Annotated in this window: 22 protein-coding genes and 2 tRNA genes; 13 read left to right on the top strand and 11 right to left on the bottom strand. The window is 44.9% G+C overall.

Annotated features, from left to right (window positions below):
• On the bottom strand, nt 1-366 hold the full coding sequence (locus tag KNO75_RS12445) for a potassium channel family protein (protein ID WP_214790676.1): 366 nt from the start codon (nt 364-366) through the stop codon (nt 1-3).
• An 88-nt stretch (nt 367-454) separates the two neighbouring features.
• On the opposite strand from KNO75_RS12445, the gene KNO75_RS12450 reads away from it, so the two are divergent.
• Nucleotides 455-1,684, top strand: a complete 1,230-nt coding sequence (locus KNO75_RS12450) for a cytochrome P450 (RefSeq protein ID WP_214822109.1) — start codon at nt 455-457, stop codon at nt 1,682-1,684.
• A gap of 56 nt (nt 1,685-1,740) precedes the next feature.
• On the opposite strand, the gene KNO75_RS12455 is transcribed toward KNO75_RS12450, so the two are convergent.
• Nucleotides 1,741-2,490, bottom strand: coding sequence for a sugar nucleotide-binding protein (locus tag KNO75_RS12455; protein ID WP_214796329.1), 750 nt, complete (start codon nt 2,488-2,490; stop codon nt 1,741-1,743).
• 100 nt (nt 2,491-2,590) lie between these two features.
• Between KNO75_RS12455 and KNO75_RS12460 the strand changes: the two genes are divergently transcribed.
• Nucleotides 2,591-3,166, top strand: coding sequence for a GNAT family N-acetyltransferase (locus KNO75_RS12460; protein WP_214822111.1), 576 nt, complete (start codon nt 2,591-2,593; stop codon nt 3,164-3,166).
• Nucleotides 3,167-3,239: 73 nt separating this feature from the next.
• The gene (locus tag KNO75_RS12465; protein WP_214796333.1) at nt 3,240-4,049 is read left to right on the top strand and encodes a DUF368 domain-containing protein; all 810 of its coding nucleotides are present in this window, start codon (nt 3,240-3,242) and stop codon (nt 4,047-4,049) included.
• 35 nt (nt 4,050-4,084) lie between these two features.
• Here KNO75_RS12465 and KNO75_RS12470 read toward each other — a convergent pair whose 3' ends face one another.
• On the bottom strand, nt 4,085-4,639 hold the full coding sequence (locus KNO75_RS12470; RefSeq protein WP_214796335.1) for a methyltransferase family protein: 555 nt from the start codon (nt 4,637-4,639) through the stop codon (nt 4,085-4,087).
• Nucleotides 4,640-4,818: 179 nt separating this feature from the next.
• Between KNO75_RS12470 and KNO75_RS12475 the strand changes: the two genes are divergently transcribed.
• A complete protein-coding gene (locus KNO75_RS12475) occupies nt 4,819-5,865 on the top strand; it encodes an NAD(P)/FAD-dependent oxidoreductase (protein WP_214796337.1) in 1,047 nt (348 codons plus the stop codon).
• Nucleotides 5,866-5,876: 11 nt separating this feature from the next.
• On the opposite strand, the gene KNO75_RS12480 is transcribed toward KNO75_RS12475, so the two are convergent.
• A complete protein-coding gene (locus KNO75_RS12480; protein WP_214818279.1) occupies nt 5,877-6,290 on the bottom strand; it encodes a VOC family protein in 414 nt (137 codons plus the stop codon).
• A gap of 102 nt (nt 6,291-6,392) precedes the next feature.
• Here KNO75_RS12480 and KNO75_RS12485 point away from each other — a divergent pair, with 102 nt between their 5' ends.
• The gene (locus tag KNO75_RS12485; protein ID WP_214790660.1) at nt 6,393-6,764 is read left to right on the top strand and encodes a hypothetical protein; all 372 of its coding nucleotides are present in this window, start codon (nt 6,393-6,395) and stop codon (nt 6,762-6,764) included.
• Nucleotides 6,765-6,827: 63 nt separating this feature from the next.
• Here the strand turns inward: KNO75_RS12485 and KNO75_RS12490 are convergent, their stop codons facing one another.
• The gene (locus KNO75_RS12490) at nt 6,828-7,700 is read right to left on the bottom strand and encodes a hypothetical protein (protein WP_214822113.1); all 873 of its coding nucleotides are present in this window, start codon (nt 7,698-7,700) and stop codon (nt 6,828-6,830) included.
• 274 nt (nt 7,701-7,974) lie between these two features.
• On the opposite strand from KNO75_RS12490, the gene KNO75_RS12495 reads away from it, so the two are divergent.
• Nucleotides 7,975-8,202, top strand: coding sequence for a hypothetical protein (locus tag KNO75_RS12495; protein ID WP_214785729.1), 228 nt, complete (start codon nt 7,975-7,977; stop codon nt 8,200-8,202).
• A gap of 183 nt (nt 8,203-8,385) precedes the next feature.
• On the opposite strand, the gene KNO75_RS12500 is transcribed toward KNO75_RS12495, so the two are convergent.
• The gene (locus KNO75_RS12500) at nt 8,386-9,300 is read right to left on the bottom strand and encodes a hypothetical protein (RefSeq protein ID WP_214796343.1); all 915 of its coding nucleotides are present in this window, start codon (nt 9,298-9,300) and stop codon (nt 8,386-8,388) included.
• Between the two features lie 195 nt (nt 9,301-9,495).
• On the opposite strand from KNO75_RS12500, the gene KNO75_RS12505 reads away from it, so the two are divergent.
• The 3 genes from KNO75_RS12505 (at nt 9,496) to KNO75_RS12515 (ending at nt 11,724) form a co-directional block, all read left to right on the top strand.
• On the top strand, nt 9,496-10,698 hold the full coding sequence (locus KNO75_RS12505; protein ID WP_214822115.1) for an LCP family protein: 1,203 nt from the start codon (nt 9,496-9,498) through the stop codon (nt 10,696-10,698).
• A 79-nt stretch (nt 10,699-10,777) separates the two neighbouring features.
• Nucleotides 10,778-11,485: an SDR family oxidoreductase gene (locus tag KNO75_RS12510; RefSeq protein ID WP_214696467.1), complete on the top strand. Its 708-nt coding sequence runs from the start codon at nt 10,778-10,780 to the stop codon at nt 11,483-11,485.
• A 20-nt stretch (nt 11,486-11,505) separates the two neighbouring features.
• Nucleotides 11,506-11,724: a PspC domain-containing protein gene (locus tag KNO75_RS12515; protein WP_214790648.1), complete on the top strand. Its 219-nt coding sequence runs from the start codon at nt 11,506-11,508 to the stop codon at nt 11,722-11,724.
• 39 nt (nt 11,725-11,763) lie between these two features.
• Here KNO75_RS12515 and KNO75_RS12520 read toward each other — a convergent pair whose 3' ends face one another.
• Complete coding sequence (locus KNO75_RS12520) at nt 11,764-12,618, bottom strand: aldose 1-epimerase family protein (protein WP_214822117.1); 855 nt, start codon at nt 12,616-12,618, stop codon at nt 11,764-11,766.
• 74 nt (nt 12,619-12,692) lie between these two features.
• Between KNO75_RS12520 and KNO75_RS12525 the strand changes: the two genes are divergently transcribed.
• The gene (locus KNO75_RS12525; RefSeq protein WP_251126194.1) at nt 12,693-13,259 is read left to right on the top strand and encodes a TlpA family protein disulfide reductase; all 567 of its coding nucleotides are present in this window, start codon (nt 12,693-12,695) and stop codon (nt 13,257-13,259) included.
• Nucleotides 13,260-13,307: 48 nt separating this feature from the next.
• Here the strand turns inward: KNO75_RS12525 and KNO75_RS12530 are convergent, their stop codons facing one another.
• From KNO75_RS12530 to KNO75_RS12545, 4 genes are all read right to left on the bottom strand, one after another.
• Nucleotides 13,308-13,514 (bottom strand): DUF3006 domain-containing protein, encoded by a 207-nt coding sequence (locus tag KNO75_RS12530; RefSeq protein ID WP_015880796.1) that lies wholly within the window; start codon nt 13,512-13,514, stop codon nt 13,308-13,310.
• Nucleotides 13,515-13,923: 409 nt separating this feature from the next.
• Nucleotides 13,924-14,724 carry an MBL fold metallo-hydrolase gene (locus tag KNO75_RS12535; RefSeq protein ID WP_214822119.1) on the bottom strand — a complete coding sequence of 267 codons (801 nt, stop codon included), beginning with the start codon at nt 14,722-14,724 and terminating at the stop codon, nt 13,924-13,926.
• A 156-nt stretch (nt 14,725-14,880) separates the two neighbouring features.
• A tRNA-Gly gene (locus KNO75_RS12540) sits at nt 14,881-14,954 on the bottom strand.
• A 15-nt stretch (nt 14,955-14,969) separates the two neighbouring features.
• Nucleotides 14,970-15,043: transfer RNA gene (locus KNO75_RS12545), tRNA-Gly, on the bottom strand.
• A gap of 130 nt (nt 15,044-15,173) precedes the next feature.
• Here KNO75_RS12545 and KNO75_RS12550 point away from each other — a divergent pair.
• Genes KNO75_RS12550 through KNO75_RS12560 form a run of 3 tightly spaced genes read left to right on the top strand, consistent with a single transcriptional unit; the run spans nt 15,174 to nt 16,500 of the window.
• On the top strand, nt 15,174-15,533 hold the full coding sequence (locus tag KNO75_RS12550; RefSeq protein ID WP_214822121.1) for a hypothetical protein: 360 nt from the start codon (nt 15,174-15,176) through the stop codon (nt 15,531-15,533).
• Nucleotides 15,534-15,535: 2 nt separating this feature from the next.
• Nucleotides 15,536-16,090: a hypothetical protein gene (locus KNO75_RS12555; RefSeq protein WP_353047465.1), complete on the top strand. Its 555-nt coding sequence runs from the start codon at nt 15,536-15,538 to the stop codon at nt 16,088-16,090.
• Nucleotides 16,087-16,500, top strand: coding sequence for a DUF3805 domain-containing protein (locus KNO75_RS12560; RefSeq protein ID WP_214796354.1), 414 nt, complete (start codon nt 16,087-16,089; stop codon nt 16,498-16,500). The genes KNO75_RS12555 and KNO75_RS12560 overlap by 4 nt, the downstream gene beginning before the upstream one ends.
• Nucleotides 16,501-16,519 lie beyond the last annotated feature (19 nt).

Consider the following 16,519-nt stretch of genomic DNA (forward strand, 5'->3'; position numbering starts at 1 on the left):
TCATGAATCAGAGGGTGGCGTCTTTTGTTTTGCTTCTAGTTCATCTAGCCGTGCCTTTTGAAGGTGGTCGAACACTTTAGTAACGAATCCGACCACAATGCCGACACCCGTGATCACATAGCCAATCGTGAAAATTTTCCCGATATCGGTCTGAGGGGCAAAATCGCCATAGCCGATGGTCGTTAATGTGATGACACTGAAGTAGAGCGCGTCGAGCCATCGCATCGCCTCAAATTGAGCATAAAAAAGTGTTCCAGATAGGATGGTGAGAAAGGCAAGGCTGAATAAGACTTGGAACTCAGGGTCCCGTAGACCGCGCCAAATTCCACGTACAATCCGGCGTAATGTCAGTAAGAACGGTAACATGTCACTCGCTCCTTTCGATATTAGGTTTGTTCGCCAATAACACGGGAACATCCTTTGTAGTTCGAAAAAAAGAGAAAGGGTGAGTTGGATGGGGAAAGTCATTCCGAAGCAAGAAGGGCTCGACCACAGTGTCGATTTTTTACGGGAAGGTTATTTATTCGTCGCCAATCGACGTAAAAGTTTTCAGTCAGATCTTTTTGAGACTCGTTTGCTTGGGGAACGCGTGATTTGTCTTGGAGGAGAGGACGCCGCTTCGTTGTTTTATGAGGCGGACAAATTTACACGTCAGGATGCTGCACCGAAGCGTCTTCTCAAAACACTATTCGGAGAAGATGGAGTGCAAACATTAGATGGGACGGCGCATACGCACCGGAAACGTATGTTCATGTCATTGATGACGAAAGAAAACATCGATCGTCTGCTCCGGCTGACGGGTCGCGAGTGGAGACGAATCAAACAGACGGAAGAACTTGTTTTATATGATGTGGCCCAACAGGTGTTGATGAAGGCCGTATGTGAATGGGCGGGAGTCCCGCTTGCACGAGAAGAAGTAGAGAAGCGGACCGATGAAATGAGATTGCTATTTGAATCAGGTACGTCTCTTGGTCCAACGTATTTGCAAGGTCGGAAGGCAAGAAGTTCGGCTGAAGCTTGGATTCGACAGATGGTGAAGGAAGTACGGTCGAATCAATTATTGCCGAATGAACAGACGGCGCTTTATGAATTCTCATGGCATCGAGATGAATCAGGTGAGTTGTTGCCTGAAGAAGTGGTGGCTGTCGAAGTGTTAAATATTCTACGCCCGACTGTCGCGATCTCGGTTTATGTTCTGTTCACGGTCCTAGCATTGCATCAATTCCCTGAAGAAGCAGAACAAGTGAAGCAAGGACAGGTCACGAAAACAGCATTTGTCCAAGAAGTGAGACGTTATTATCCATTCTTCCCCGTAGCGGCAGCTCGAGTCAAAACCGATTTTGAATGGGACGGGTATACGTTTACGGAAGGGACACTGACGCTCCTTGACCTCTATGGAACGAATCACGACTCCTCAATTTGGGCAGCACCTGATCAGTTTGAACCTTCTCGATTTATGGACTGGAAGGAGAGTCCGTTCAATTTCATCCCACAAGGAGGTGGGAATGTGGACTTTGGACATCGTTGCGCAGGGGAACATGTGACGATTGCGATTCTCGAGCAAGTGATTGAGTTGTTTACCAAAGAGTTCTCGTATACCGTCCCTCCTCAAGACTTGAGCTATAGCTTTGTCGATATGCCGAGTCTGCCAAAAAGTAAACTGCGATTGACTGATGTGAAATGAGTCTCATAAGAAAACGCCTACTCTTGATTGAGTAGGCGTTTTGTATGGAATGCGGTTCATTTCGCTTGTAGATTAAGACGTTTTGAAATCGGACGGATTGGGACGGACGGATCAATCATCCGATTATCCCGTTTTGGTTCATCCGTGCATTCAATCTGCCAATCGGCGTCATGAAGCTCTTTTAGTCCGACCGCAATGTCGTATAAGGAATAGTTCGCATTTCCGTTTAGCTGATAAATACCAGGTCCGCGTTTTGTCAAAATCTCGAATAAAGCTTCCGCCGTATCTGGTAAAAACGAGCAAGATGGATACCAATGCTCACTCGCTTGAATGACACCTCGTTGTTTCATCTCGTTCGTAAAATAGTCCATCATATTGTTCGATCCGGCTTCATCCCCAATCTGCCATCCAAGACGAACAATCTGAGCTCCCGGGTTGACGCGAACGATGGCTCTTTCGCAGTCACGTTTATACTTTCCGTAGTCATCTTCAGCATCCGGTGCCGTGTCCGGTGAGATGGGTCCAGTCACGTCATCTGAAAAAATCGACACTGTACTCGTAAACAAGAACGGAATTTTCATTTCCCCACATAAACGAGCGAGTGTCTCGGCCCATTCAACCGGCCCCATGCCGATATGTAAAAAATAGTCCGGTCGGATGCTTTCGATAAATTGTCGCATCTCCTGTTCATCCGTCGTGGACACTTGCTCACGATTCCACGCAATCCCCTCAATGCCATGACGTTGTAACGTTTCGGCAACAACCGGTGCTACCGTACCATTCATTCCAGTAATGATTGCTTTCATTTCATTTCGCCCCTTTCTCTCTATATGATGCCACAAAACGGGCGTAAACAAACAATCGATGTGTTGTCCTATGCTAGAGTAGGTGATGGAGGGATCAATGATGAATATTCGACAAGCAACGAAGCAGGATTGTACAAAAATCGCGCCACTCATGTATCAGGCCATACATGAAATCGCATATACGTTGACGGGGTCAACAAATACGGATGAAGTGTTGGAACGATTGGCGATGTGGGTGGAAAAGCCGAAAAATCGATTAAGCCACGAAAACATATGGGTGGCCGAGATTGAAGGGGAAGTAGCAGGAATGATCATTTCGTATCGAGGAGACGAGGCGGAAGAATTGGATCGACCGATTCGGGAATGGTTGACGGCACATGGGAGTAAAGAAGAATTAGATGTTGAGACAGAAGGATTCGTCCAATACATCGACTCGCTCGCTGTATTAGAGGCATATGGTGGCCGTGGCATCGGGACGAAGTTAATCGAACATATCTGTACCGTCGCGACAGAGCGTGGTATCCCAGCGGTCACCTTGAACGTAGACCAAGCGAATCCAGCAGCCCATCGCTTGTATACGCGACTCGGATTTCAAAAAGAAAAAGAAATCAATATTTCAGGAGCTCGATTTGACTATATGAAAAAAGAGACATCTTTGACTCCTTTCTCAGTCTAAAAGCGGATGCACAAACGTCCTTTCTCGACTATACTAAGTGCTTGAGGAAAGATATATGCAAAGGAGATACGTTATGGAGTGGAAGAATATTTGGCGAGGGATGGCCATGGGGACGAGTGACTTGATTCCTGGTGTAAGTGGCGGTACCATCGCAGTTATTTTAGGCATCTATGATCAATTGATTGAAGCAATTAGCGGTGTATTCAGCCGATATTGGAAAAAGTATATTGGTTTTTTAATTCCACTAGCAATCGGGATGGGCACAGCCATCATCGCCTTAAGTCGAATAATCGAGTACTTGTTACTTGAGTATTATGCGCCGACACAGTTTTTCTTTATCGGATTGATTTTAGGAATCATTCCTTTACTCTTTGTAGAGTTTAAATCGCGCGCATCGATTCGACCAATCCATGTCATCGCGATGATTGTAGCAACGATTCTCGTGGCGAGTATGGCGTTTCTTAATCCGGTCGATTCATCCATCATCACGGATGTGACCTTTGGGACGGCGCTTCTCTTGTTCTTTTCTGGATGGTTAGGAAGTATGGCGATGCTACTCCCGGGAATCAGCGGATCATTCGTGTTATTGCTGATTGGGGTTTATCCGACGGTTATCAGCGCCATCTCAAATTTCAATTTGCTCATTATTGGAATCGTCGGGGCAGGAGTGGCGGTCGGCTTTATTGTCAGCAGTAAGGTAATTCGCTATTTGCTATCAAATTTCCCAGGAATGACGTTTTCGATCATTATCGGATTGGTAGTTGGTTCACTCGCCGTCGTATTTCCGGGAGTGCCGGCCACTGGTCTCATGTGGGCACTTAGTATCATCGCATTTATCGCGGGGATTGTTGTCGTCCGATTACTTAGTCGTTACTCTGTATAAAACAGCAAGGAGTCCGGGATCCCCGGACTCCTTTTTTAATAGATAAACGGAAATAATCGTTTGCGAGACTTTGCCCATGATACATACGATTGACCGAAGTGGCGGGTCAGCATCCCTTCCTCGATCCGAATCCGATATAGTAACGCAAGAGACGTAAGAACGGTGCCAATCAAAGCGACTGCCCAATGAAGAAAATACAAGGAGAAGCCTAACGTAATCAATAATAATCCTGTGTATAAAGGATGGCGTAAGAAACGATAAGGCCCGGAGCTGACGAGCTCATCTTGCGGACGAACGACGACGTGTCGAGTAAATTGATGACGGAGATGAAAAATCCCCCAGTACCGTAACGACACACCCGCTATGTAAAACGAAAGGGCAAGCAATCGTTGAGTGATTGATGGGCGCGTCTCGACAAAGATTGAATAAATGATCGACAAAGTGAAAATGACGATCATCGTCGTCGCTACGAAATAAAAGCTTTTCCGCTCGACAGAACCATCCGTTGCCTCTTTACGATTACGAAATTTCCAAGTCTCCACAAGCCAAAAACCGGACACGATGATCAGTAAAAGATCCATCCACTCCATAGCACACATCCTTCCTTTTGATTCATCTTTCCTTACCCGACCTTCGATGAAGAAAAACCAAGGGAGGATGGTGTTGGGAAAAAGTTTGTCAAAGGCGAAGAAACAGGTTATCATCTAATGAGAATGATTATCATTTTTAAAATGTAGACATCACGTACATAGAAGGGAAGGATACGACGATGGGTGAGGAACAATTCGACGTGACGATTATCGGTGGAGGTCCGGCAGGGTTATATGCTGCTTTTTATAGCGGGTTGCGAGGCATGAAAACGAAAATAATCGAATTTCAGCCTCACCTGGGTGGAAAACTTCACGTTTATCCAGAAAAAATGGTGTGGGATGTGGGCGGACTCCTTCCGACGACAGGAGCAAACCTGATTGATCAACTCGTACAACAAGGTCTCACTTTTTCGCCGACGGTCATCCTAGGGGAGAAAGTGGAGTCGATTTTAAAACGTCAGGATGGATTATTTGGTATCGACACGTCGAATGGTCATCACGTATCCAAAACCGTCATCGTCGCGACCGGGAGCGGTATTTTGAAACCTCACAAAATCGAAGTGAGTGGGGCCGAACGCTTTGAATTGTCAAACCTTCACTATACGGTCAAATCACTTGAACGGTTCAAAGGGAAGCGGATCTTGATTTCGGGTGGCGGAAATAGCGCTGTCGATTGGGCCAATGCACTCGAACCGATTGCAGAGAACGTTCTATTGGTTTACCGAAAAGAAGAGCTCGGAGGCCATGAGGCACAAGTCGAAAAAATTAAACAAAGCCGAGTCGATTGTTGTCCGCAGTCGAAAGTCACGGACTTGATTTCTCACGATGGACAATCGATTCAGCAAGTGCTGTTAACGCAGATCGACACGGGAGAAACAAGTGTGGTCGATATCGATGAGGTCGTGATCAATCATGGGTACGAACAAGATGCAGAACTTCTTCGAAACAGTGAATTAAACGTAGAGATGGTTAATGGATTTTACGTGAAAGGAAATGCAGGTAGCGAGTCATCCGTTCCTGGCTTATATGCTGCTGGTGATATTCTGACGCATGAAGGGAAGGTCCATTTGATTGCGGGGGCATTCCAAGATGCGGCGAACGCGGTGAATCGGGCCAAAACGTATATTGACCCGAACGCGACCGCTACAGCGATGGTGTCTTCTCATAACGAGCGATTAAAAGAGAAGAACCGTCAAATCATAGAAGAAACTTTGTTGAAGCAGTAAGGGGACCTCTCTCACTGCTTTTGCATAGGATAATCACAGAGCTCAGTGATGACACCACCTGAATGACGTGGATCCATATAAATCAATCGTCGACCTTTTGCGGTAGTACGCAAGGTATCTTCTAAAAATGTAATGCCATTCTGTTTGTGAGCGGCAATGGCTTGGTCTAAATCGTCGACACGGTATGCAATGTGATGGACGCCTTTCCCTCGAGCTTTCATGAAACGAGCGATTGGACTCGTGTTACTCGTCGGTCGTAATAATTCAATGACATCCTCCCCGATATGAATGACGGCCAGCTCGGTTTCAACCCCGATGGCCGTATTTGTGTAACGGTCAATCAGTTTTCCGCCAAGCACCGTTGTATAAAATGTGATCGCTTCGTCTAAATCGCGGACGGCGATTCCAGTATGATCGATTTGCATGAACATTCCTCCTCAACCTTCAGTTTGCCTAAAGTTGAACAAAATGTCACTTCACAACGTTTCAACCACATCCGATATAATAAGAGAGGGAGGGACAGCGAAATGAACGGAAAAATCACGATGGGATTGGTGGGCACGTTCGCCCTAGTATCATTTGTGTTTGGACTCTCGCTTGCGACGTTTGTCGATTATCGCATCAATGAAGAGCAAGTTGTGCTCGAACGGTTAACCACCCATAAACAGATTGGTCCGACGGAGTTGCTGTCTACTGAGGTCGATTTTCATTTGAATGGATCGAATTATGCGATTCGTTTCAAGGATGAGCCGAACATCACGTATTGGTTCAATGTCGTCGATCGTCAAATCAAATTTGATCGGATTGAATCGCTCGATTTGAGAGACACGGGACTGCGGACAGAACTGTTTAAGGAAATGCCGCCTTTGGCGATGGAATCGACAACTGCTGCAGAATAAAAGACGTCGAATGAACAACTTTTTCCTGCGAGAATGAGTTGATGCAATCGACGTCTTTTTCATTTATGAGTAGAGTGGGGTTGGTAGTACTTGTTGCGTAAGTGTACACGTACCACCGGACGATACTTGAGCCCCTTGCTTTCGAAGTGCAAAATTCAAGTCAGATTGCAGATTAGTCGTAGAAATATGAGCCTCGTCGATATATCTGAACGTATCGAAAAACTTTTGTTGCAGGAAGGAAAGAGCTTCTCGTATCAGCGACTCGTCACAATCCAACTGAATTTCTTGGACGCAAACGTGATACATATGTAATCGAACTTTCATGATTCCAATTGGTCGGTGACACCAGCTTATCGTGTAAAACAATGTTTGATGACGGATTTCTTGCGCAAATTGTTCATCTGTCATCGGAATGGCTCCAGGTAAGACATGACAGTGTGCATTACGAAATGTAAGCCAATCCGTTCTTCTTGAATAATCCAGCAATTTGAGTGTCCAATACGTATGCGATGCTTTCTCGCACGGAATGAATGGCAGGTGATACGTATTTGTCTGATGGAACACTTGAAACCCAGATGCCTCATATATTCGAAGCTTATCTTGATTATGGAAGTCCTCTTCGTGAAGATAGTACGTAATCGGATATGTGGTTTCTCGACTTCGTTCGTACATGATCCGATCGAGTAATCCTCTAAACACATGACGATCGTGATATGTCGCCTTTGAGAGTTGAATGATTTGAAACGCTTCTAAATGCTCGTCATTCGCCACGAAAGCAGCTAACGGATTATTTTTGTTTAAAGCGATGTACACGTGCTGATGAGGAGGTAAGGAAAGGAGCGGGGGTGTCTTTGATAAGGGGTATAACGACTGAATGGAGATGCGTTCCTGCATAGCTAATTGCCTACATTCTACAAAGCGTAGCGCTCGTTTCAAGGAGAATCCTTCTTTCTGAATGAGATAATAAGTACATTTAAATTGTAAGCGCTATCTTACTTAAAGTTGTATGGCATTCTCATGAAACCTGATTGATGAAAATAATCAACAACTTTTATAAAAACATGAAATAAAATAGATTGTAAGCATGCGATTCAGAAAAACTGATTAGTTACGCTGATGGATCTGTGAGTTTCGTCAAATGTCAGACGTGACGTGCGTCGAAGACATGATATACTTAATCACAATGAAACCAATCAATTAGGAGTTTATGATGAAATATATTTATCAACTGATTCTCGTATCTATGTTGTTCATGATCGGTGCGCCCACGACGGTTATGGCCGAAACAGAACCAGTAGTTATTCATGAGAACATCATTGTCGAAGAAGAGGTAGAGATTCACGAAGGATTTCAATCACCCAATGAGATGGTGTATGTCTTCGTATTAATCGTATTATTATCAGTCGTCGGTTTAGGAATTATGAATACGATCGAATAACGTGAAAACGTTCACAAAAATGCAATAAGTCGTTTGGTAACGGTTACAATCGTTACTTTATACTTATATGTGTAGGAAGAAAGTTCTGCACCAACTTTCTGTCCTCCTTTTCAAATGAACACCCCTCGTTCATATCATGTATTGGAGTCAACCGATGTCATCGATTGACTCCCTTTTTTTTGTCTAAAATCGAATTCGTTTTTCTTTTGCTAATCGTTTTAATCGCTTTGTCTCATCCGTATGTCCATGACTTTCCAAGAAATCAACATAGACACGAAATGGTTCGGAACGATGTGAAAAGAACGGGATATACTCCGAAAACAGTTTCTGTTCAGCTTCTTGTAAATTCCCTTCTGCGACAAGGAGGCGAAGTTCTAACATTTTAAGGGCTTGATAGTTTTCGAGTGCGGTATCTTCTGTCTGGGATTTCTCTAACATGCGCTCGCAAAGTTTGAAGATGCGTGCGTGAAGAATTTTTCTCGTGTTGGTTTGACTGTGTTCAATCGGCAAGGTAGACAGCAAGTCGATTCGCGTAGAATCAACATCTTTTGGCACGTGAAGGGCAGTGTATAGGGCGCGGTCAATCCAGACGGTATCAATCGGTGCGTCTAGTTGATAGTAGTGGATGAGTTTTTGAAGCATGGTGACTTGTGAGATTTTTAAAAGACGAAACGGGTCGCTCGTTGAAAAAAGTGGTTCTTCTCCAGCCGACGTCGACAGAAGATAAAACATTTCTTCATACATCGTACGCGCTTCTGTGTATTCTTCGGCATAGTGGGCTAAATCACGAATGATTTTTTTGGCGTGGATATACCAATTTTTCTGATCACGATCTGACATAACTTGATTGGGCCGGATATATAGATGTTCATATGCCGAATCGACAAAGCGTTCAGCTAACGTAATCGTTTGCGAGAGCGAATGACGCTCTTCTGAATGCTTTTTTTCTTTATAACGCGTGAACTGGCTGATCATAAAATCAAAGTCTTGATCGTCAATCACATCTTTAGGAGTATGACGGTACATTTCGACCAATAAATCACGTAGCGTCGCCTCACCATACTGCTCCAACAACATGCGTAATTTTCCGATGCGCATCAGCTCTCCTCCTTTCATTCATACTTATTGCATGCTTCCTTGATTTGGGCAGACACCAATTATTATTCCTTTCCCGGATTTCATCTGAAACAATCATACGGTCTCATGCTTAAGACGGATTTTCAGTAGAAACGTTGTCAGATCAATGTGGGTTCGGGATAATAGAGAAAAATTGAAAAGTTGAGGATTGAAAATATGAAAGATGATCAACGTTTATCGCGTGTAGAACGTAGAAAGCGCGAACTCGAACAACAAGAGCTTGAAGCGTCTCGCTTGAATGATGAGCAATCGTCAAACGAGCGAACAGATATAAATGAAGCATCACGACTGGAAGAGCCGGATGAAGGGGCAGAGCATCCTTTCTTAAACGAGAGATCGCCAGAGACCTCGAAACCAACTCAAGGAACGTCAAAAAAACGGAGAAAACGGATGCTTCGAATGCCGTCATTCTCAAAACCGAAACGCAAGACCTCTCGACCGAAGTCAAATCATGCGACGCAACAACCGAAACCGTCAAAGCCGGCAAGACGAGAAGTCGACCAATCGCCAAAACCAACAAGTAAACGAAAGCGTAAGTGGAAAGGAAAAGTTGCCCTTTTTCTCATTTTTATGTTGCTTGTCGCGGGGTATGTGGCGACCTCGCCGTTCACGTTCCTCATCATGGGGAGTGACGCAAGGGTTGGAGAATCATTATCAGGTTCTCGTACAGACTCTCTACAATTGATGGAGTTTGTCCCTCGCTCGCGCACGGTGCAAAACGTGTCGATTCCGCGCGATACGTACACGGCGATTCCGTGTGAGCCAGACCGCGAGGGTGATAAAATCACCCATGCCTTCGCTTATGGAGGGGCAGACTGTACGGTCGGTGCCGTGGAAGGGTTGACCGATGCGTCGGTCGATGGACAAGTCGTGATTACGTTCGAGTCGTTTATGGAGTTGATTGATTTGATTGGTGGTGTCAATGTGACGGCAACGCATTCGTTTAGTGAGAAAGGGTTCAACCAAACGTATGAGTACACGGAAGGTGTTTCTTACGCGATGGATGGAGACATGGCGCTTGCCTATGCGCGACACCGTAAGACGGATACGGACGGTGCCCGTTCGAATCGTCAAACCGAAGTCATGACGGCTGTTGCGGAGAAGTTGGCTAGTCCAACGGGATGGACGAAAATTCCGGCAACGTATCGTTTCATGAAAGAAGAAATGGGTCTTGAGATGAACATCTTACAAATGGCCTCTGTCGGGCTCACGATGATTTCTAACCCGGACGTGAATAAGATGCAAGTCGAGGGACAAGATGCCTATATTAACAATGTGTACTACTACGAACCGTTAGAAGAAAGTGTGCAATCCATTCGGGAGGCTCTTGATTTGTCGATGTGGGGCACGGTGAGATAATTTTAAGAAAAGGGTTTGATTCTGACTTGAAAGAGGAATTTTAAACAAATGAACTACTCTTTTGAGGAGGGAAATTTGAATGAAAGTATTAGTCATTGGAGCAACAGGAAAGATCGGGAAACGTGTATTGAAAAGTTTAGCGAAGACCCATCAAGTGACCGCTTTAATTCGTTATCCTGAACTACAAGCAGAGTACGAAAAAATGGGTGCGCATGTATTGACGGTTGATGTCGAGAAAGAACTCGAGAAAAAAGTTCATGAGGCGACAAGTGGACAAGATGCAGTCATCATTGCGGCGACTGCCGGTGCAGACGGATCAAGTACTGAAATCGAACTGCTCGACCGAAACGTCGCGATGAACGCGATCGACGCTGCTAAAAAAGAACGTGTCCGTCATGTCGTCTTGCTCAGTGCATATGGAGCGGATCAACCGAATGCCGCACCGAAGGAACTCTTTAATTTTCTGTCAGCCAACAATGCCGCCGACGAATATATCGAACATAGCGGTTTGAACTATACGATCATTTGCCCAGTGACCATTGTCGATGAACCGAGTAAAGGCTCCATCGAAGCATCTGAAGATTTGAACGATGCGGATGGTGCGACGATTTCTGAGACGGATGTCGCGACTGTCATCTCTGCATCTCTTGATAACCGTGGGTTATACGGTCGCCGAATCGAAATCAAGTCGGGTAGTACGCCGATTAATGAAGCGCTTGATTTTGAAGGCCGTGGAGAAGTCGCGAACGGCGGAAGAACGACGTTACGCCGACCACAACGATCATAATGAGTTGAGGAGAAGATGACATGGAACGCAAGTTGTATAAAGATGAAAATAATAAAATGATTGCCGGAGTCTGTTCAGGGCTCGGCAACTATTTAGGAGTGGACGTCACGATCATGCGTGTTCTATTTGTGGCGATGGCACTCTTAGGTGGTCCAGGGCTTCTTATTTATATCGTCTTGGCAATCATTATGAAAAAACCGCCATCAGAATATGAGGCAGAACAAGAAGATCGTTTCTAACGAACAAAAACAATCCGACGATGATCGTCGGATTGTTTTTTAGTGTTCGATATATAGAGTATAGCTCGCTTCGAACGTCTCGTTTGGGGAAAGGAGTTGAATTCCTTCTTTGTGCATAAAATCTTTCCGATGCCCTTTATAATCTGCGTGTCCGAACCACGGCTCAAGGCAAACGAATGGAGCGTCTTTTTGGGGTGGAGACCAAATTCCAAAATGAGTAAACGAGGGGCTCTCCATCACAATCGCCGTGCCTGAAGGCTGATGACGTAGTGCAGCGTACTCGACATTTTCGAAAATCAATGCATCGTCGTCAAATAGCGATCGGGTGAGCGGAATATATTGGCGTTCACCTAATGGTTGATAGGCTCCTGTCAGGTAAGGACCCTCTAATAAATAGCGGTCAAGTGTACGCACCTCTCCGAAGTCGAGTGTATAGTCCTCGAACGCGCCACCCATGAAAGGGATGTTAAAAGCGGGGTGCCCACCGATACTGAATGGTAAAACGGTTTCACCTGGATTATGGACACGATATGTGACAATCACTTCTTCGCCTACGAGTTGATACGATACGTTCAGCACGAACGGGAAGGGATAATGTTGACGTGATTCTGGCGTATCTTTTAAGGTGAAACGGACGGAAGAAGTGGTCGATGATTCAATGTCGAAAATTGCGTCACGAGCAAAGCCGTGTTGACTCATCGTATACGTATTGCCTTCATATATATACTGGTCATCTAATAAGCGTCCGACAATTGGGAAAAGGATTGGGGCTTGTCGTCCCCAATATGTCGGGTCACCTTGCCATAAATATTCCTTGTCGGATACTTTCCAACTGGTCATTTCCGCACCCTGTGCTTTTAATGTAATCTGAATTTTTTCGTTTTGAAGTTGCACGATACATACGCTCCTTTACGGTTTGTGATAAGTTAAGTGTAGAAATCTTAAGTAAAACAAACAAGGGGTAAATGATGCGCTTACAAAGAATCGTAATCGGAACGCTCATCCTTCTATTGATTGCTGGGCTCGCCTATAAAGGATACGAAGAATATATGATGTCGCAAAAGCAAGAAGAAGCGGTTCCTATCGTCCAAAATGAATCAGCCTTAGGAGGACTCGAAGTGGGGCAGCAAGCTCCGGACTTCGCCTTGAATACGTTGGGTGGTGAGGGTCTCACCCTTTCACAGTTCCAAGGAACGCCGGTAGTCATTAATTTTTGGGCTTCATGGTGCCCGCCTTGTCGAGACGAGTTTCCTGAACTTGTGTCATTTGAAAAAGCGACAGGGATCCCTGTCCTTGGGGTGAACGTCACGAAAAATGAACGACGTGGAAAAGCTGATGTCGAGGCTTTTTTAAAGGAGTACCCGGTTGATTTTCCAATTTTGTTAGATGAAGAGGCAGTCGTGGAGCAACAATATCGCGTCGTCGCGTTACCGACGACGTATGTGTTAGATGAACAGGGGATCATTGTGGCGAAGCAGACCGGTCCCGTCGATGAAACGTGGATTCAGCAACAAATCGAAAAGGCATTAGATTAATGTGTCAAAAAAGCTGAACGATTTGCCCTGTTTGGTAGGGCAAATCGTTCAGCTTTTATAGTGTTGTTTGATCAACGCATCAAAGTTCGGGGTCATATCTTCTTCAAGATAATAATGATGATTGTCTCGAATGATTGTATCACCAACACGTGCTTCGGAAGGTAGGAATCGTCTAGGGATGAAACTTGAGCCGTTATTCCATCTCAATACGGCATATTTTCCCTCGATTCGCACCAATGTACCGTACTTAATCATACCTCTTCCTCCTCGACGAGCAGCTTCTGTCTCTTTTTTATCCTTACATCATGTATTCCCACATTCCACAAAAGCTACACATCTTTACACGTGTCTGTCCAAATGGAAGAGACAAGTTGTTTCAAAAAACACAAGATGCTGAATTTAACATATGTGAAGAAAGTTTGAAGAAAACGCTTTCTTTTTTTGAAATGCTCTTCTATAATGAAAGCACGGGGTGATTATGACGAAACTGTGAACAATGGGGGGATGGTCATGTTTTCTTCTGCAATGATTGGGTTACTCGCTCTGACGGGAGTAACGATCTATGGGGTTGACCGTATGTTCACGGTCCGCTCAGAACGCGTCACAAAGAAATAGGTCTACATAGGGGGAAATCGCAACGTCTTGGGGAGACGTTGCGATTTTTTTAGTAATCTTGTTGACGGGACCGGCGATCGGTCTCTTTTTGTTCCACCATTTTTCGATTGCGTTCATGAACACGGTCGAAAAAGGAATGCTCTGGCCACATAGGAGACCAATGACGGTTTTCGGGAAGTGCCAAAATGTATTCTTCACCTGCGCTCAATCGTTCAATCATCTTACTACGATTGTCGCACAGGTCACCATGTCCCGGCACGAACCATTGAATTTCATGTTCATAAATGAGAGTTTGTAACGTTTGGAGTGTCTCGAGATAAGCGCTCGGGTCATGCTCGATAAAGGGTGGCTCGATATTCGAACCGTAATCTCCACAAACAAGTAGATTCATCGATTCAATCAGAATGGACAAGTGTGTCGCATCATGACCGGGTGTCGAAATAAATGTAACAGGAACAGCACCGAGTAGAAGTGTCTGGTTCGGTTGAACCACGATATCAATTTCGGGTTTTTGAATCGGGCGATCGATATAGTGCTGCTCATAGAACTCTCGAATCTCATCTAACTGATCAGATGAATCGGCATCAACAAACGCCTGTGAGGCAATCGTCGTCGCATCTTTAAAGCCGTAAGCCCCGATAATGTGATCAAAATGATGGTGAGTGAAGATGACGTAAAGTGGACGATCATTACGGTTTAGCTCGATATCCCGACGAATCGTGGCGATCTCTTCAGGAAGCCACGTCGGGTCAATCAAGAGAATGGCGTCTGGTGTATCAATCAAGGTCGATGTGGTTCGCATTAATGCACTTTCGTAAATCGTGAATGATTGCAGTTTCGCTTGAATCAAAAGAGTTCCTCCTCATCTGATTAGGTTCATTCACTCTTTTCCCCAAAACAATCGAAGGAACAACAAAAAAGCAGAAAGTCAGATGACTTTCTGCTTTTGCAAGGTCTCAACCGTGCATTGTATGTGTGCGAGAGGCTCTCGCGTATATGTCGATATTGGAGCGGGTGAAGAGAATCGAACTCTCGTCATCAGCTTGGAAGGCTGAGGTTTTACCATTAAACTACACCCGCATGAAGAAAAGAATATGGAGCGGGTGAAGGGAATCGAACCCTCGTCATCAGCTTGGAAGGCTGAGGTTTTACCATTAAACTACACCCGCGAAACGTCTTAACGTTACTTTGATATAATAGCATATCAGATTCTATTTGCAAACCCTTTTTTAAAAAACTTTTTAGGTTGCAGAATCCTATCCACAACGAAGATAATAGAAAAAAGGGGAGAAATCAAATATGAGTGAACGAAAATCATATTTACGACTGATGGGCGAAGGATTTCGAATGTTGAAGCAGTCCAAACAAACAGACACGACAGTGTCTCTCCGAAACTGGACGTTTTCCATTCACCGCGATGAAGAATGGTATGTCGTATTACGCTCGAATCGGGTTAAGTGGATCGGATTGCCGAGTCGTACATTTTCCATTTCACCTGATACGATTCAAATTGGAGATCTTCGAATAATACGACACCCTGAATCGAACGAAGTACGTTTGACAATCGATGAAGAATGGGGATTGGAAAATAAGGTTGTTTGTGACAACCTAGAATGGGAGACATTCGTCGATGCGCTCAAACAAGTGAAGGGGGAGTAAGCGTGAGTGGAGAGAGGTTGTATCGAATGGAAGCGGAAGCACGAGGGAGTGCTTGGCGTGCACGAGTTCTGACAGGGATTCAGCGATTTCGATTTTACAAAGGGGAATTGCTTGCACCATCGAACCGACCGTACGTCGTATTGAGTATCTCGCAAGATGAGGGAGCCTTACCCGATCTAATTGAAACAGATATGGGCATCCTCTTGATCCATGAGCGGGTAAGTCCAATCTTTATGAATGTCTGTCCGTATGACGTTCAGCTCGTCCGTGTCGAGCTTCATACAAGTACAGGGAAGACCGATCGGTATTGCGCGCTTAATGTACTTCGACGCTTTGAAATCGAATACCTCGAACACTCGAACGAGTATCGCCCGTTAAGTACGGATCGATTCTATTTCCTATCCAATCAAACGGTTCGAATGAATTTATTCGGACATATGATTGCCCAAGATGTAAATAGCCAACGTCTTTACGTGACCGAACGACTAAAATACGCACTACAAGCAAAAATGGTCACGGGACTGGCATTTAAGCAAGTAAAGGAGAAAACAGCATGAAAGAGTATGAAATTGATGGGTGGTTCCGCCTGACGTATCCGGAACATTATGAATACAATGAAGAAGAAGACTACGTGAGCTTCTATTCAACAGAAGAGGATGCGCAAGGAACGCTTCAAATTTCCATCTACGAATCTGAAGATTCACAAGAACCTAAAGAAGCCGTCTTACGCGAACTCAATACGTTCTTAGGAGAGTTTCCGATCGATGTAAAAGTGGCGCCGAGCGTGACGGATGAGACGGGTAACATGACGACAGCTTACGCAAGCGGGATCGAAGACGGGATGCATCTAGATGTATGGTCGTTGACGGACGGAAAACGTCTTTTGTTCATGACGTATGTCGCCGATCAAGTGACGAATGAAAAGATGGAGATCGAATCTATCATCGACTCAGTCGAATGGACATAAAATGAGACACGACGCCAAG

The sequence above is a fragment of the Exiguobacterium sp. s35 genome (assembly GCF_018617535.1).
In the GTDB taxonomy this organism is placed as follows: domain Bacteria; phylum Bacillota; class Bacilli; order Exiguobacteriales; family Exiguobacteriaceae; genus Exiguobacterium; species Exiguobacterium aestuarii.

What these genes read in the sequence shown, in the direction of transcription:
- KNO75_RS12445 (WP_214790676.1), bottom strand. Translation starts at nt 366, where the DNA reads ATGTTACCGTTCTTACTGACATTACGCCGGATTGTACGTGGAATTTGG.
- KNO75_RS12450 (WP_214822109.1), top strand. Translation starts at nt 455, where the DNA reads ATGGGGAAAGTCATTCCGAAGCAAGAAGGGCTCGACCACAGTGTCGAT.
- KNO75_RS12455 (WP_214796329.1), bottom strand. Translation starts at nt 2,490, where the DNA reads ATGAAAGCAATCATTACTGGAATGAATGGTACGGTAGCACCGGTTGTT.
- KNO75_RS12460 (WP_214822111.1), top strand. Translation starts at nt 2,591, where the DNA reads ATGAATATTCGACAAGCAACGAAGCAGGATTGTACAAAAATCGCGCCA.
- KNO75_RS12465 (WP_214796333.1), top strand. Translation starts at nt 3,240, where the DNA reads ATGGAGTGGAAGAATATTTGGCGAGGGATGGCCATGGGGACGAGTGAC.
- KNO75_RS12470 (WP_214796335.1), bottom strand. Translation starts at nt 4,639, where the DNA reads ATGGAGTGGATGGATCTTTTACTGATCATCGTGTCCGGTTTTTGGCTT.
- KNO75_RS12475 (WP_214796337.1), top strand. Translation starts at nt 4,819, where the DNA reads ATGGGTGAGGAACAATTCGACGTGACGATTATCGGTGGAGGTCCGGCA.
- KNO75_RS12480 (WP_214818279.1), bottom strand. Translation starts at nt 6,290, where the DNA reads ATGCAAATCGATCATACTGGAATCGCCGTCCGCGATTTAGACGAAGCG.
- KNO75_RS12485 (WP_214790660.1), top strand. Translation starts at nt 6,393, where the DNA reads ATGAACGGAAAAATCACGATGGGATTGGTGGGCACGTTCGCCCTAGTA.
- KNO75_RS12495 (WP_214785729.1), top strand. Translation starts at nt 7,975, where the DNA reads ATGAAATATATTTATCAACTGATTCTCGTATCTATGTTGTTCATGATC.
- KNO75_RS12500 (WP_214796343.1), bottom strand. Translation starts at nt 9,300, where the DNA reads ATGCGCATCGGAAAATTACGCATGTTGTTGGAGCAGTATGGTGAGGCG.
- KNO75_RS12505 (WP_214822115.1), top strand. Translation starts at nt 9,496, where the DNA reads ATGAAAGATGATCAACGTTTATCGCGTGTAGAACGTAGAAAGCGCGAA.
- KNO75_RS12510 (WP_214696467.1), top strand. Translation starts at nt 10,778, where the DNA reads ATGAAAGTATTAGTCATTGGAGCAACAGGAAAGATCGGGAAACGTGTA.
- KNO75_RS12515 (WP_214790648.1), top strand. Translation starts at nt 11,506, where the DNA reads ATGGAACGCAAGTTGTATAAAGATGAAAATAATAAAATGATTGCCGGA.
- KNO75_RS12525 (WP_251126194.1), top strand. Translation starts at nt 12,693, where the DNA reads ATGCGCTTACAAAGAATCGTAATCGGAACGCTCATCCTTCTATTGATT.
- KNO75_RS12530 (WP_015880796.1), bottom strand. Translation starts at nt 13,514, where the DNA reads ATGATTAAGTACGGTACATTGGTGCGAATCGAGGGAAAATATGCCGTA.
- KNO75_RS12550 (WP_214822121.1), top strand. Translation starts at nt 15,174, where the DNA reads ATGAGTGAACGAAAATCATATTTACGACTGATGGGCGAAGGATTTCGA.
- KNO75_RS12560 (WP_214796354.1), top strand. Translation starts at nt 16,087, where the DNA reads ATGAAAGAGTATGAAATTGATGGGTGGTTCCGCCTGACGTATCCGGAA.